The 13787-nt window shown below is 61.8% G+C and carries 15 protein-coding genes; all 15 read right to left on the bottom strand.

Annotation, left to right across the window (positions count from 1 at the left end):
* Positions 1-72: 72 nt before the first annotated feature.
* The 15 genes from VIK36_RS15525 to cpaB (VIK36_RS15455) all read right to left on the bottom strand — a co-directional run bounded on the left by VIK36_RS15525 (position 73) and on the right by cpaB (VIK36_RS15455) (position 13766).
* On the bottom strand, positions 73-957 hold the full coding sequence (locus VIK36_RS15525; protein ID WP_324642619.1) for a type II secretion system F family protein: 885 nt from the start codon (positions 955-957) through the stop codon (positions 73-75).
* A gap of 7 nt (positions 958-964) precedes the next feature.
* Complete coding sequence (locus tag VIK36_RS15520) at positions 965-1897, bottom strand: type II secretion system F family protein (protein WP_324642618.1); 933 nt, start codon at positions 1895-1897, stop codon at positions 965-967.
* A 10-nt stretch (positions 1898-1907) separates the two neighbouring features.
* Entirely contained in the window at positions 1908-3389 is a 1482-nt protein-coding gene (locus VIK36_RS15515; protein ID WP_324642617.1) for a CpaF family protein, read from the bottom strand.
* Complete coding sequence (locus VIK36_RS15510; RefSeq protein WP_324642616.1) at positions 3389-4585, bottom strand: AAA family ATPase; 1197 nt, start codon at positions 4583-4585, stop codon at positions 3389-3391. Before VIK36_RS15510 ends, VIK36_RS15515 begins: the two co-directional genes overlap by 1 nt.
* Positions 4582-5331, bottom strand: coding sequence for a Flp pilus assembly protein CpaB (gene cpaB, locus VIK36_RS15505; RefSeq protein ID WP_324642615.1), 750 nt, complete (start codon positions 5329-5331; stop codon positions 4582-4584). Before cpaB (VIK36_RS15505) ends, VIK36_RS15510 begins: the two co-directional genes overlap by 4 nt.
* Positions 5332-5357: 26 nt before the next feature.
* Positions 5358-6461, bottom strand: a complete 1104-nt coding sequence (locus tag VIK36_RS15500; RefSeq protein ID WP_324642614.1) for a Tad domain-containing protein — start codon at positions 6459-6461, stop codon at positions 5358-5360.
* Positions 6449-6823, bottom strand: coding sequence for a TadE/TadG family type IV pilus assembly protein (locus VIK36_RS15495; protein ID WP_324642613.1), 375 nt, complete (start codon positions 6821-6823; stop codon positions 6449-6451). The genes VIK36_RS15500 and VIK36_RS15495 overlap by 13 nt, the downstream gene beginning before the upstream one ends.
* 87 nt (positions 6824-6910) lie before the next feature.
* A complete protein-coding gene (locus VIK36_RS15490; RefSeq protein ID WP_324642611.1) occupies positions 6911-7114 on the bottom strand; it encodes a Flp family type IVb pilin in 204 nt (67 codons plus the stop codon).
* Between the two features lie 180 nt (positions 7115-7294).
* Positions 7295-7534 (bottom strand): hypothetical protein, encoded by a 240-nt coding sequence (locus VIK36_RS15485; protein WP_324642610.1) that lies wholly within the window; start codon positions 7532-7534, stop codon positions 7295-7297.
* A 766-nt stretch (positions 7535-8300) separates the two neighbouring features.
* Positions 8301-8513, bottom strand: a complete 213-nt coding sequence (locus VIK36_RS15480; protein WP_224026646.1) for a Flp family type IVb pilin — start codon at positions 8511-8513, stop codon at positions 8301-8303.
* 8 nt (positions 8514-8521) lie between these two features.
* Positions 8522-9394: a type II secretion system F family protein gene (locus VIK36_RS15475; RefSeq protein ID WP_324642609.1), complete on the bottom strand. Its 873-nt coding sequence runs from the start codon at positions 9392-9394 to the stop codon at positions 8522-8524.
* A gap of 9 nt (positions 9395-9403) precedes the next feature.
* The gene (locus VIK36_RS15470) at positions 9404-10357 is read right to left on the bottom strand and encodes a type II secretion system F family protein (RefSeq protein ID WP_324642608.1); all 954 of its coding nucleotides are present in this window, start codon (positions 10355-10357) and stop codon (positions 9404-9406) included.
* Positions 10358-11743 (bottom strand): CpaF family protein, encoded by a 1386-nt coding sequence (locus VIK36_RS15465; protein ID WP_324645299.1) that lies wholly within the window; start codon positions 11741-11743, stop codon positions 10358-10360.
* A gap of 56 nt (positions 11744-11799) precedes the next feature.
* Positions 11800-12999: an AAA family ATPase gene (locus VIK36_RS15460; RefSeq protein WP_324642607.1), complete on the bottom strand. Its 1200-nt coding sequence runs from the start codon at positions 12997-12999 to the stop codon at positions 11800-11802.
* Positions 12996-13766, bottom strand: coding sequence for a Flp pilus assembly protein CpaB (gene cpaB, locus VIK36_RS15455; RefSeq protein WP_324642606.1), 771 nt, complete (start codon positions 13764-13766; stop codon positions 12996-12998). Before cpaB (VIK36_RS15455) ends, VIK36_RS15460 begins: the two co-directional genes overlap by 4 nt.
* Between the last annotated feature and the right edge of the window lie 21 nt (positions 13767-13787).

Genomic DNA, 13787 nt, shown 5'->3' with positions numbered 1-13787 from the left:
ATCCTTCGGCGTCCAATTTCTTATCATTCTGTGTAAACCTTGAGGCAACCTTGCCGTCGCCCTGCGTATCGTTTATTGTGCGCTGAACGTCATCACGGTGTTGATCACGGCCGGTCCCAGGATGGCGATGAAGAGGACCGGGAAGATAAAGAACAACAGTGGGAAAAGGATCATGACCGGCAGCTTCATGGCCTTTTCCTCGGCCCGCTGGCGGCGCTTTACCCGCATAACCTTGGCCTGGACGCGAAGGACCCGGCTGATCGCGATGCCGTACGTGTCGGCCTGGACCACGGCCTGCACGAAGCTGCGCAGTTCAGGGATGCTGGTCCGTTCCGCCAGCGCGATGTAGGACTCGCGGCGGCTGCGTCCCACCTGCATGTCCTGCAGGGTGCGGACCAGTTCCTCGGCCAGCGGGCCCTTGCCGTTCTCACCGGCCCGGGCCATGGCGCCTTCGAAGCCAAGCCCGGCCTCCACGGAGATCAACATCTGGTCCAGCGTGTTGGCCAGTTCGAGCTGCATCGCCTTCTGCCGCTCCTGCCCCTTGCTGTAGAGGAGCAGGTCCGGGATGAAGTAGCCCAGGAACAGGACGAAGATCCCGGCGAGCTTCATCAGCGGGCTGCTTCCGATCCCCGCGAGGTAGCCGCCCATGGCCACCCCGGCCAGGCCGAGGGCGAGTTTGGATCCCAGCACCTTTCCCAGCGGCATGGAGGCGGGGCGGCCGGCGAGGGACAAGAGGCGGTCCAGGAACGCGACGTAGGCCGGGGGAGTGAGGCGCCGGCCCAGGGCTTCAAGCCGTGCGGGCGCTCCGGTGGGTGCAGCTGCGACGGGCGGGGCGCCACGGGAGAGCAGGTCGGTGACCGCGACGCGGCCCTGCTTGTCCACGGTGAGGACGGACCAGGCCACTGCCCCCAGGGGGAGGCAGACCAGCAGGACGGAGAGCAGGACGATGAGGTTCATGGGGTCCTCAGAACTTCAGGTCGATGATCTTGCGCATCCACAGCGCACCGATGGTCATCAGGACAAAGGAAGCACCGATCATCACCCAGCCCAGCGGATGGGTGAACATCGAATTCATATAGCTGGGGCTCACAGCCAGCAACATGGCCACGATGCCAAACGGCATGGCGATCAGGATGTAGGCGGAGAACTTGCCCTCCGCTGCCAGGGCCTTGATGTGGCCCTTGATCTCCGCGCGCTCGCGGATGGTCTCGTTGACCTGGTCCAGCACCTCGGCCAGGTTGCCGCCCACCTCGCGGTTGATCTGGATGGCCTGCGAGATCCAGACGAAGTCCTCGTTCTTCATCCTGTCGGCGGTGTCGTTGAGGGCGGCGAGCAGGTCACGGCCGAGGCTGGTCTCGGTGATCACCCGCCGCATCTCCTCGGACGTTGGCTTCTGCGACTCGTTCGCGGCGGCGTCGATGGCGCGCAGGATGCTGTGGCCCGCGCGCAGGCCGCCGGAGAGCAGCTGCAGCGTGTCGCCCAGCTGGCCGTCGAAGGCGGTGCGGCGCTTGCCGGCCAGGAATCCGAGGACCAGTTTGCCTACGAACGGTGCCAGCAAAGCGAGCAGCAGTCCCATGAAGGGGCCTACGGTCACCAGGCCCACCAGCATGCCGACGCAGGCGCCGATCCCCACCAGCAGGAAGAACTCGGCCTGGCTGAGCCTCAGGCCCGCGTTGTCCAGTTCCGCGCGGGAGAACAGCTTGACGTTCCGGCCGGCGAGGAGGCGTTCGAATGACCTGACGCCGGAAAGTGCCAGGCGGGTCAGCGAGGAGGGCGGCTCGGGTTCAAACGGGCGACGGCGGTCCAGCGGCACCGAGGGGGCGCTGGGCAGGAGCACGGCCACGCCCAGCAGGCAGATGGCTGCGAGGAGGATGACGCTTCCGATGGCGATGATCATGGGCCCGTCCCTACTTCAGGCCCGGGCCCAGCGGGGTGGCGAACACCGCGGGGGACACATGGATGCCGAGGTCTTCGAACCGGTCGATAAAGCGGGGCCGGATGCCGGTGGCCACCGGCCTGCCCAGGAACCGGCCCTGTGCGTCCACGCCTGCCGAGTAGTCGAACACGAAGGCGTCCTGGAGGGTGACGATGTCGCCTTCCATGCCCTGGACCTCCGTGACGTGGGTGATGCGGCGGGAGCCGTCGCGGAGGCGGGAGATCTGAACGATGAGGTTCACGGCGGAGGCGATCTGTTCCCGGATCGCGCGCAGCGGCAGATCCATCCCGGCCATGAGCACCAGGGTTTCCAGGCGGGCCACGGCGTCACGGGGCGAGTTGGAGTGCACGGTGGAGAGGGAGCCGTCGTGGCCGGTGTTCATGGCCTGGAGCATGTCCAGCGATTCACCGCCACGGACCTCACCCACCACGATCCGGTCCGGGCGCATGCGGAGGGAGTTGCGGAGGAGCTCGCGGATGGTGACTTCGCCCTTGCCCTCGGTGTTGGGCGGCCGGCTTTCCAGCCGCACCACGTGGTCCTGCTGGATCTGCAGTTCCACGGCGTCCTCGATGGTGACGATCCGTTCATCGTGCGGCAGGAAGGAGGACAGGACGTTAAGGAGCGTGGTCTTGCCCGTGCCCGTGCCACCGGAGACGATGATGTTCAGTTTGGCTTTAACGCAGGCGTTCAGCAGCTCGGCCATCTCCGGCGTCAGCGTGCCGAAGTCGATGAGGTTGCGGACGGTCAGCGGGGTCTTGCTGAACTTTCGGATGGTCAGCGAGGAACCGCCCACGGCCAGCGGCGGGATGACTGCGTTCACGCGCGAGCCGTCCTCCAGGCGGGCGTCCACCAGCGGGGAGGATTCGTCGATGCGGCGGCCCACCTTGGACACGATGCGTTCGATGACCTTGCGCAGGTGCTCCTCGGAGCTGAACCGGGATTCGCTAAGCGTGAGCTTTCCCTTGCGCTCCACATAGATCTGGTCCATGCGGTTGACCATGATTTCGGTGACGGCGGGATCGTCGAGGAGGCGCTGGAGGGGCCCGTAACCGAGGACGTCATCGGCAACGTCCTGGACCAAGCGGGTGCGTTCTTCCGGCGTCAGCGGCACCTGCTCGGCGTCCACGATGCGGGTGAGTTCCTTCTTGGCCGTGCTCCGCAGTTCCTGCTCGGTGACGGCGCCGTCGTTGAACCGCGTTCCCATCTGCTCGAAAAGCGCAGTGGCCGCCCTGTCCTTCATGGCTGCGAAGACATCCACCCTGGGTGCCGCGGGCACCAAGGGGGTGCCGGCGTCGTGCGTTGAATGCACGACGGCGGCATGCGCCGGGTGCCGCTCCACGCTGTCCGCGGGGGCCGGCGAGGGCGCGGGGGCCGGGAGGGGCGGCTCCAGCAGCGCGGTCCCGGCCGCCTGGTTGCGCGACTGGACCGCGTTGATGCGTTCGGAGAGTTTCATCAGATGACCACCCTTCGGTGAAGTTTCCGCTGGGCCTGCGTGCGCCATGCCGGGTTGAAGCGCTCCACGAGCTGGCGGAGGCTCTTGACGGCGGGGTCCTTCTTGGATTCCTGCAGGACGGGGATGCCGCGGTTGGTGGACAGGGCCACGGCGCGGGAGCGGGGGACGCTGACGTCCACGGGCGCGCCGATGGTGGACTCGACGTCCCGGACGTTCAGGCCGGATTTGGCGTCGGCCATGTTCAGGACCACGTGGCGGGATTCAGGCATGATGTCCAGCTGGCGGAGGACTTCCAGGCCGGAGCGGAGGCCGCGCAGGCTGGGGATGTCCATGGCGCTGACCCAGACCACGTCGGTGCACTGTTCCATGGCGGCAAGGCCGATTTCCGGCATGCCCGGGGCGGAGTCGATGACCACGTACTGGAACTCCTGGGCCAACTGCTCCAGCAGGTGGCTGACCTGTTCCGGGGTGATGTGGTCCGCGTCCACCGGGTTGGGCGGGGCGCACAGCGCGTAGATGCCGGCCGGGTGGACCGTCAGGAAGGCCTTGAGGACCAGGGAGTCCTGGGCCGCGGCGGGGGTGACGGCGTCAGTGACCGTGTGCTGCGGGTTGAGGTAGAGGCCGGAGGCGACGTCGCCGAACTGCAAGTCCAGGTCCACGATGACCACACTCATGGGCGCGATCTGGCCCAGGCCGATGGCGATGTTGGTGGCCAGGGTGGTCTTGCCGACGCCGCCTTTGGGGGAGAAGACGCCGATGACCAGGCCCTTGCTGTTTGCTTCTGCCTGCTGGGTCTCCGGGCCGCGGTGGCGGGTGGCGAAGGACTGGCAGGCGCGTTCCAGCAGTACCCGGATTTCCGCGGCGTCGGCCTGCGGGCTGAGGATGTCGCGGATGCCGGCGCGCATGGCGTAGAGGAGGTAGTCCGGGTCCACGTCGCTGACCAGGACCAGGCTGAGTCCGGGCAGCTGGACGTCGAAGACCTTGGCGAACCGCAGCGCCTCCTCGTAGGGGACGTCCGGGCCGATGATCAGCACTTCCGGCTGCTCCTGGTTGAGGAGGGCGAACAGCTCCGCAGGGCCCGCCGGGAGGATGTCACTCGCGATGGTCTGCACGGTGCCGCGAAGACCGTGGGCGACGGCGGCGCGCAGCTTCTGGTCGAACTCGGCGCTGGGGGAGAGGAGGACGAAACGGCTCATTTGTACACCGTGTCCTTCCTGGCGATGAAGCCGCCGTTGTCCTGCGCGTCGAGGGGTTCCTTGGTGAGCCAGAGGTCACCGTTGTTGGAGGAGTAGATGATCTTGGTGGCGTCGATGTCATTCACGGCTACGGTGACCATGAATGATCCCTGCGGAAGGGTGGTGTCCTGGGCGTTGCTGCCGTCGGTGGGTTTTGCGGTTGCCTGCGGTGCGCGCTGGACAGCGGTGACCAGGACCTTACGGAGGGTCAACTGGGTGGTGGGCTCGCCAGGCTTGCTCTTGTCCGCGCCGGGAGGGAAGCTGAACCCGATGCCGATGTGGTCTCCGGCTTCAAGCCGACCGCCTACTACCTTTTTTGGCTCCAACTCGAAGGTGACTTCCTGCAAGCCGGCTGGCACCTTGGCTGCACTGCTGCTCTTGGCATCTGCGGGTGCAACGAGGCGCTCGGCGAGGAGCTGTTCGCCGGGGACCAGGTCGACGGCGGCGACCGTTCCGCCCTTGCCGTCTAAGGAGGTGAGTGCGGTGGTGGCTACACCGGCCGCGGGAACGTCCTCGATGACGAGCGACGCCGTCATGTCGTTCACAGGGGTTCCGGCGGGGATGGCCTTTTGGACCACCAGCACTTTCTTGGGGTTAGTAGTGGCCATCGCCCGTGCGTCGGCGCCGTTGGCATAGACGATGATGAGGAGGGCTCCCACAAGCGCCAGGGCTACGGCGGCCGTGCCGGCGAGCATGCGAGATTTCACTTTCAACTCCTGATTGTTATTGCTGGTTAAAGCGTGAGACGGGCGATGCTGGCCCCGTATTGGCCGTAAGGGTTGGTGGGACCCAGCGTGAAGCCATCGGCAAGGGAAACATATGTGACGAACTGTCCGATGATGCCCCGGCAATCGCCTGTGCATGTGGCTGTGGCAGCGGAACCTGACCCTTTTGGTGCCGTGTTGTTGAACGAGTAGGGAGTTGTGTTGTCTTGTCCGCTGAACTTCCAGCCGACGACGTTGAAGGCGGCGAAAGCCGTGAGATGGTAAACGGCACCAGCGCCTGTGCCGGTAGCTTTGTCGAACACCGGCAGGAGGACGACAGCTTTGCGCCCGGCTGTGATGTCGGCGGCCCAGCCATTGAGCGTGGCCTCGCAGTTGCTGGGGGCGCTGTTGCCTGTTTTGGTGTTGGTTGGGTCGCTGCCGCTTTCGTTGACGCTCAAGTCGATACTGGCACCGCACTTCCCGGCGTCCTGGGCCAGCCAGCCGAAGCCGCCCGGCACAGTCCCTCCCGACGGAAGGGTGCAACCGGGGTTGGCGTTTTTGGTGCTGTCCTTATTTTGGTTACTGGAGCTGTCCTTGTTTTGAAGGACCTGCAGGCCTTTGTCCACCATTGTCTGCACCTGGCAAATGGAAAAAGCGAGGGGAAACGCTGTGGGCCCTTTGCTGGGGCTTCCCCAGACTGCGGACGATTTCGCCGCCACCTGCATCGATGGGATGCCGAGGACCCCTGCGAAGAAGAGAGAAACGGAGTTATCCGGGGCGCCGTTTTCCTTTGCCGTTGTAGTGACCGAAACCGTTCCCGCCGTCGTGCTGAGCTGGATGTTGTTGACGTTACTCATCCCATTCAGGGCGTTTTGGTTTGCAAGGCTTCCGGCGAGGGTAGACGTTGTGCACAGCGAATCTGATGCGTTGCGCGCACACTTCTGGGCCAAAGCAATTGCTGCCGCGTCTGCACCGTTTTGCAACTGTGCGCGCTCGGAGTAAATTCGGCCAACGTCTACCGCCATGGCGACGAAGCCGAGGAGCGTCACCAGAAGGATGGCGACAATGACGCTTATGGCGCCGCGCTCGGCCTGCTGATTGTCTGTTCGCGCACGCCGGTTTAGCCTCCGCACAGCATTACTCCCTTGCCGATCATGGGATACGGACCGGCAATGCCGGTGATCGTAGACAGCGTGTAATTGATGGTCAGCGTCACCTGGTTTCCTGTGCTGCAAGTGGTAGTGCTGAGCGTGATGGCGGAGGAGGGGATATTGCTGCTGACTGAGGCTGCCGCGTTTTGGGCTGCTGTCTTCGCTGCGATTGGATCGTTATTGATCGCCATGACCCGCACGCCGTCGCGGGCTGCGTTGGTCAGGGTGATCTGGGCGTTGTACGCCCGGCCGAATTCGATAGTTCCCAGCACAAGCATCAAGAGGAGGGGCAGCAGGATTGCGAATTCGACGGCGGCTGCGCCGCGTTCCGACTCGCGTCTCACCTGTTGCACCTCCTCTTGGATTTGCTAGTTTCTGTCGCGCAGAGTGCCGCCATTTCGATATGGGGTCCGGAACGGCGGCGGGTGTTGCTACGGGGAGGGGATGGCCGTCTTGGACGGGTGCGCAATGTCGCTGGAAACGCCGCTGAACATAGTGCCAAGCTGGCCGCCCAGGGTGCTGACGGCGACGATGATGACTACGGCGATGAGGGCGACCATGATGCCGTATTCAACGGCGGTTGCGCCTTTTTCACTGCGAAGACGGATCATGATGTTGGTGTAGAGAGAAAGCATCTGAGACTCCTGAGCGAGACGGATTGGCTGGCCCTGCACCAGCACTGAATCGAAGTTAGCAACGCTTGATCCAGTGCTGACCCGATCTTGCAACATCCTGCGCAAAGCCTTTACGCCTTGTACGTTTCCTGCGCTTTCACTGCGTCTTTTCTATGCCTACCCTGGGTTCGGACCCGCCGTTTAGTCGAGGTAGGTATACCCGCCATCCGGATCTGCGGAGCTGGACATGCCTGGGAAGATGCTCTTGTCCATGAATGCGTGGCACACGCCGTCGCGTGCGGCCACCATGAGATCCCAGTCCCGCAGTTCTGCCGCAGACTGCGGGTTGTACCTTAGGTTGGCTTCCCGATAGCAGGAGTTGATGAAGCGGCGGCCATCCTTGCCTTGGTATGTGATGGCAATGTTGTCAGGCCGAGCCAAATTATTCCTGATTCCTGGCAGGTGGGAGGGATCAACGGCGACTGTCCCACCTTGCACGGGGTAGGAGTCCGAAACCCGGGGTGTGGTGTGAGCTGCAATGAGGTGCCCGGCAAGACTTCCTGCTCGATGTGGAAGTGAGTAAGTTCCACCCCGCACCAGTGTCCTTTTCGACCCGGCCCAATAAGGCCGTCGCAGAGAGTATTCGGTGACTCCCAAAGCGCGTAAAGTCCGAAAGTTGCCTCCCAAACAGACGTTGGTTGAAAGGACAGTGTTTGGGTCTCTGACGTGTTCAGTATTTTCATCCTGTAAGCCGCCTCGACTTGTACCTCTGTAAATTCGGCGCCGCCATAGTCCACAGGACGGGGCTTTATTCGCGAGGGCTCGTAGTCATATGCGAGGTCGAAGGTGCGGCCGTTGCTGTCGAGGATGTGGAATGTACCGGAGTATCCCTGGAGAGGCAGCGGGGTTTGGGCCACTGAGGAAGTTTCCGTAGAACGAGGCTTCTCCGGCGGGCGAGTTTGCAAGTGGGCCCCTTGGGGCAGGCAACCGGTTAGCGCGCTGGCTGCAAAGAGTGCCACAAGGAATCTGACAACCTTCATCTTGACCTCGACGGAACATCGGCGGTAGATGGACCCCGGTATTGTCAGCCGCTCGCTTTTCGGGCCACCTGGAATTGAGTGTTCTCCAACCAAAGGACCCCCTCGGTTCTGGGTGCCGAGGGGGTCCGGTCTTTGGGCGCCTTGGGTCGCTGCGCTGGGCGCTAATGTTAGGGAATACCCAGCGCCGTCTTGATCCCGGCGGTGAGGTTGCCAAAGTAGCCGTTGAGCGAGATTCCAAATAGGCCCACACCGGCCACAATCACGATGGCAATGAAACCTACTGTGATCGCATATTCAGTTGCGGTGGCCCCGTCTTCTTCACTCCTAAGCCGCTGTGTGATGCTTCGGGCCAGGGACAAGGTTGTGACCAGGTTCTTCATATCTCCTCCTAGGAGAATGCAGCGATGATGTTCATGACTGCCGGCCCCAAAAGGATGATGAAGAGGGTCGGGAAGATGAAGAAGATGAGCGGGAAGAGGATCTTCACGGGGATCTTCATTGCGTGTTCTTCGGCCCGCTGGCGGCGCTTCATCCGCATTTCGTGGGCTTGAACCTTCAGGACTTTTGCGATGGCGATTCCGTACGCATCCGCCTGCACAATGGCACGTAGGAATGAGCGCAGGTCGGGAACATCAACACGATCCGACATAGCCAGGTAGGCTTCCTTCCTGGAACGCCCCACCTGCATGTCCTGCAGGGTGCGCGTCATTTCGTCCGCGAGGGGGCCGTCCCCATTTTGAGCCGTACGGGCCATCGCAGCCTCAAATCCGAGGCCCGCTTGAACGGAGATCAGCATCTGGTCAAGGGTGTTCGGCAGCTCCTGCCGGATTTTGTCTCTCCGCTTCTCAGCATTAGTGCGTATCAGCAGGTCCGGAGCGAAGTAGCCAAACGCAATAGCGGCAAGGAGGATCGCGAAGCGTGACGGCTCCGGCGAGGCAAAGAAGTAGAACAGGCCGAAGAGTCCGGCTCCGAGGGCCAGCAGCGGTTTTACGGCCAGTAGGCGTTCGAGGGGCCACTCTTTGGGGCGCCCCAGGGCAGCGAGCTGTTTGTCCAGCCAGGTTACATAGCGGACCGGCGTGACTTTGCGGGTGAAGGCGCTGAATTCCAGTGACAGGGTTTGTGGGGCAGCGTTCCTGGCACGCTGCCCCAGATTGGCCTGTATGTTCCGGATGGCAACCCTGTCCGTAGCGGCTACAGACCAAACCAGATAGGACACGGGCAGAATGATGGCAAGTATGGCGCCGAGTGCAATAGGTGACATGTCGCTCTCCTAATACTTTGGCTTGATCAGCCGGCTGAGCCAAAACCCGCCGGCAGTGAGCATCACAGCGGCAGCGCCAAGCATCAGGAACCCGGGAACCGTGCTCGTAAATGTCTTTGCGTATTGACCGTTGATCAGGATGAGTGCGAAGAACAGAACCACTGGCAGGCCCATGAGAACAGCAGCGGACATCTTTCCCTCTGCACTCAGGGCTTTTACTTGGCGACGGATCTGGTTGCGATCGCGGATAGTTTCCCCGACATGGTCAAGCACTTCCGCCAGGTCTCCGCCTACCTCACGGTGGATTTCGATGGCTTGTGAGATCCACCCAAAGTCTTCACTGCCGGTACGGGTGGACACTTCCGTCATGGATTCCCCAAGATCACGACCGATCCGAGTCTCGTTGACGATCCTACTCAGTTCTTCCGACATAGGGGCATCGCTTTCCCGTGCTGACGCATCAATAGCCCGTAGAAGGGAGTGGCCGGCCCGCATGCTTCCCGTCAGCATTTGCAGGGTGTCCGGCAGCTGCTCGTCGAACTTGCTCTTGCGCCTTGAGGTGAGTACCGAAAGACAGGCGAGCATTCCGGCGGGAACAACTGCGAACAAAATGATTGCGAAGAAGAGCCCCCCAAGCAGAAAACCGAATACGCTGCCTGCCAGGGCGCCCGCGCCCATCATGAGCAGGAAGTCGGCCGGCTGGGTCTTCAGTCCAGCCCGTTCCAGTTTGTCACGGTTGACCAGGAAGTCGTTTCTCCCTTTCATACGCTTGTTGATGGCACCGACTGCCGTTTCGGTGAGGAGTGTCAGCCTGGATGTACTTGCGGGCACGTCCGGACGTCGGCGTGATAGCGGGATCGCGTGCCGGGGTTTCAGTACGACGACGAAGGTGACAATGATCGAGATGAAGATAAGCAGCACTCCCGCGATCAAGACTGTGACCGGAGCTTCTGGGATTTCCATCTATTGACTCCTTGGCACTCGTGCGCCAAAAACGGCAGGTGAGATCTTGATTCCCAGTTCCTCGAATCTGTCAGTGAAGCGGGGCCGGACTCCAGTGGGTACAGGTTTCCCAAGGAATAGGCCGTTCGCGTCAATGCCCGCAGAGTAGTCGAAGACGAAAGCATCTTGAAGCGTGACGATGTCGCCTTCCATGCCCTGCACTTCAGTTATGTGAGTAACTCGGCGGGTTCCGTCGCGAAGCCGGGAGATATGCACGATCAGGTTGACGGCTGATGCGATCTGCTCCCGGATCGCTCGGAGGGGCAAGTCCATCCCCGCCATCAGGACGAGGGTTTCCAGCCGGGCCACCGCGTCCCGTGGTGAGTTAGCGTGCACGGTCGAGATTGAACCGTCGTGACCGGTGTTCATCGCTTGCAGCATGTCCAGAGATTCGCCCCCGCGGACCTCACCAACCACGATCCGGTCCGGCCTCATGCGGAGGGAGTTGCGGACCAGGTCACGGATGGACACTTCACCTTTGCCCTCAATGTTTGCCGGCCGGCTTTCAAGCCTGACCACGTGGTCCTGCTGGAGTTGCAGTTCCACCGCATCCTCAATGGTCACAATGCGGTCTGTGGCAGGGATAAAAGACGAAAGGACATTCAGCATTGTCGTTTTACCGGTGCCGGTACCGCCGGAGACGATGATGTTCATCCGGGCCAGGACACAGGCCTGGAGCAGTTCGGCCATCTCCGGGGACAGGCTTCCGAAGCTGATCAGTTTTTGTACCGTCAACGCCTCCCGCCCGAACTTTCGAATAGTCAGAGACGCGCCGTTGACGGCCAACGGGGGAATGATGGCGTTTACGCGCGATCCATCAGCCAGGCGGGCATCCACAAGCGGGGAGGATTCGTCGATCCGCCGACCAATCCGGGTGACGATCCGTTCGATGACCCTCCGCAGCGCCTCTTCATTGCTGAACTTAGTGTCAGTGAGGAACAGGTGGCCGTTCCGCTCCACATAAATCTGGTCCGCTCTGTTCACCATAATTTCTGTGACTGACGGGTCATCAAGGTACCGCTGCAGCGGCCCGTGCCCTAGAACGTCGTCGATGATCTCCCGCGTGAGTCGCTGTCGCTCACCCTGTGACAACGGGACCTGTTCTTCGTCGACGACTGCCTTCAACTCATCCTTCACAAACTGATGGAGCTCCGCCTCCTCAAGGGATGAGTCAGTGATCCGGGAGCCGAGCCTTTCGTATAATGCCTGGCTCGCACGCTCCTTAAGGCCAGTAAGCGCTTCGCTCGCAATCCCGCCTGTAACTTCCACCGTCACCGGGGCTTGGGCTTGCTCTGCTGCCTGCGCCTGCTGGATAGCGCCCAGAGTGGAGGCGGCAGATGGGGGCATTGCGACAGCAACGGGATCGGATTCGCCACGCATCTTGGCAAAACGGTTTGAGAGACTCACTGCACTACCGCCCTTCTATGAACCTTCTTGCGTGGTGCTTCCCAGTTGGGTTTGAAACGCTCCACCAGCCGACGCAGGCCTTTCGCCGCTCCATCCCGGCTTCCGTCCTGGAGAAGGGGGACTCCTTTGTTCGTGGAGAACGGTACGGCGCGGGACTTAGGTAAGACGACGTCAACTGGAGCGCCAATGGTGGCCTCCACGTCCTGGACAGTAAGGCCTGTCCGCCGATCGGCCATGTTGAGGACAACGTGCCTGTTATCTGGAAGGAGATCCAGTTCCGAAAGGATTTGGAATCCAGTCCGCAATCCACGAATGCTGGGAACATCCATGCCGCAAACCCAAACAGCATCCGTGGCCTGCTCCAGTGTTGCCAGCACGTGCTCGCCCAGGCCGGGTGCAGTATCGACCACCACATACTGGAATTCGGCCCGCAATTGGCGCAGCAGGTGGCTGATATTTTCGCCGGATATCCGATCCATGTCGATGGGATTTCGGGGCGCACACAGGACGTAAATGTTACTGGGGTGCAGAGACAGATATGTCTTAAGCACCATGGCGTCCTGGCTTGCGGCACCTACCACTGCTTCCGTGATCGTGAATTCGGGCTCGAGCATCAGGCCGCTTGCGATGTCACCGAACTGGAGATCCAGGTCGACAATTACCACGCTCATCGGCGAAATCTGTCCCAATCCGATCGCCAGGTTGCTTGCAACCGTTGTCTTGCCTACGCCGCCTTTGGGAGACATGACCGCGATGACCCGCCCTCCTTCAGCGGCGGGACGCTCGGCAGTGTTGGGGGCCAGACCGCGCCGGCGTCCAGCTGCGGCAAGGCTTGCCCGTTCCACCAGTGCCCGGATCTGATCCATATCGGCTGACGGGGGGATTAGGTCGCGGATGCCGGAACGCATCGCGTTAAGGGCCAGTTCGCCGTCGTCATCGGCCGCCAGGACGATGCTGATTTCCGGGTATTGGAGATCCATCACCGCTGCGAATTTGAGAGCTTCGTCCTGCGGAAGGCCAGGGCCAAGAATCAGCACCTCCGGTGGTTCGCCTGCCTGTTGCCGGAGGATATCGTCAGGGGACTCGGGGAGGTATGCGGCCTGGAAATACTGCAATGAGCCGCTGAGGGGCGCTACTGACGCGCGAACTTTCCGTTCGTAGTCAGTTGACGGCGAGATCAATATGAAGCGGCTCATTTGAATACCTTTGTCTGATTGACGACGCCGTCAGTGCCCTCGGTGGCGTCAGCCGGTTCTTTGGAGAGGTAAACCTTCCCGAATTCAGCTGCGTAAACCAGCTTTTCGGTGTCGATCGCATTCCGTGCGAGGGTGATCAGGTAGGAGTCACTTGTTGCCGGCTTGTTCTCGCTGGCGGCATTGAGGGCACCCGATGAGCTCCCTTGAGTGGATTGCGCCTGCGTTTGCGCCGCGGCTCCCGAGCTGAACTGGACGGCCGTAACCAGAACCTTGTGAAACGTCAGCTGGGTTCCGTTGCCGCCACCCGCAGAGTCGGCCATGGAGATGAAGACGCCCACTGTGTCGCCGGCCTGGATTTTGCCGCCCACTACCCTCTCAATACCCAAGCGAAGAGTTATCTCCTGAAGCCCGGCAGGAACAGCAACCCTGGAGGGGCCGAGGTAGGCATTTGCATCAACCAGACGGCTGCTTAGAAGTTGTTCGCCCGGTACCAGTGCCACTGAAGTAACAGTTGATCCCAGTGAGTTGAGATCGTGGACACCATCGGCGGCGACGGCGGTGCGTGGCACTGCTTTAGTAGTGACGTATTGAGCGAGTTGACTGGCCGGTGTTCCGGCCGGGACGTTCTGTTTCACAACCAGTACGTCCTCTGTTTCGGTGTTCGCCAAGGCGCGTCGGTCCGCGCCTTGCACGTAATTGAAGAGAAGGACCGTGCCAATGACTGCTACAACCAGCGCGGCTATGCCTCCCAGTAGGCGTGCTTTCATTACTTTCCCCTTTGATGATTG

Source organism: Pseudarthrobacter sp. LT1 (assembly GCF_035621795.1).
GTDB lineage: Bacteria > Actinomycetota > Actinomycetes > Actinomycetales > Micrococcaceae > Arthrobacter.
The sequence above is the reverse complement of the archived record's forward strand: the minus strand, read 5'-3'. Positions and strand labels throughout refer to the sequence as shown.

Coding starts and splice junctions, on each gene's coding strand:
- VIK36_RS15525 (WP_324642619.1), bottom strand. CDS start 957: ATGAACCTCATCGTCCTGCTCTCCGTCCTGCTGGTCTGCCTCCCCCTG.
- VIK36_RS15520 (WP_324642618.1), bottom strand. CDS start 1,897: ATGATCATCGCCATCGGAAGCGTCATCCTCCTCGCAGCCATCTGCCTG.
- VIK36_RS15515 (WP_324642617.1), bottom strand. CDS start 3,389: ATGAAACTCTCCGAACGCATCAACGCGGTCCAGTCGCGCAACCAGGCG.
- VIK36_RS15510 (WP_324642616.1), bottom strand. CDS start 4,585: ATGAGCCGTTTCGTCCTCCTCTCCCCCAGCGCCGAGTTCGACCAGAAG.
- VIK36_RS15490 (WP_324642611.1), bottom strand. CDS start 7,114: ATGCTTTCTCTCTACACCAACATCATGATCCGTCTTCGCAGTGAAAAA.
- VIK36_RS15480 (WP_224026646.1), bottom strand. CDS start 8,513: ATGAAGAACCTGGTCACAACCTTGTCCCTGGCCCGAAGCATCACACAG.
- VIK36_RS15475 (WP_324642609.1), bottom strand. CDS start 9,394: ATGTCACCTATTGCACTCGGCGCCATACTTGCCATCATTCTGCCCGTG.
- VIK36_RS15470 (WP_324642608.1), bottom strand. CDS start 10,357: ATGGAAATCCCAGAAGCTCCGGTCACAGTCTTGATCGCGGGAGTGCTG.
- VIK36_RS15465 (WP_324645299.1), bottom strand. CDS start 11,743: ATGCCCCCATCTGCCGCCTCCACTCTGGGCGCTATCCAGCAGGCGCAG.
- VIK36_RS15460 (WP_324642607.1), bottom strand. CDS start 12,999: ATGAGCCGCTTCATATTGATCTCGCCGTCAACTGACTACGAACGGAAA.
- cpaB (WP_324642606.1), bottom strand. CDS start 13,766: ATGAAAGCACGCCTACTGGGAGGCATAGCCGCGCTGGTTGTAGCAGTC.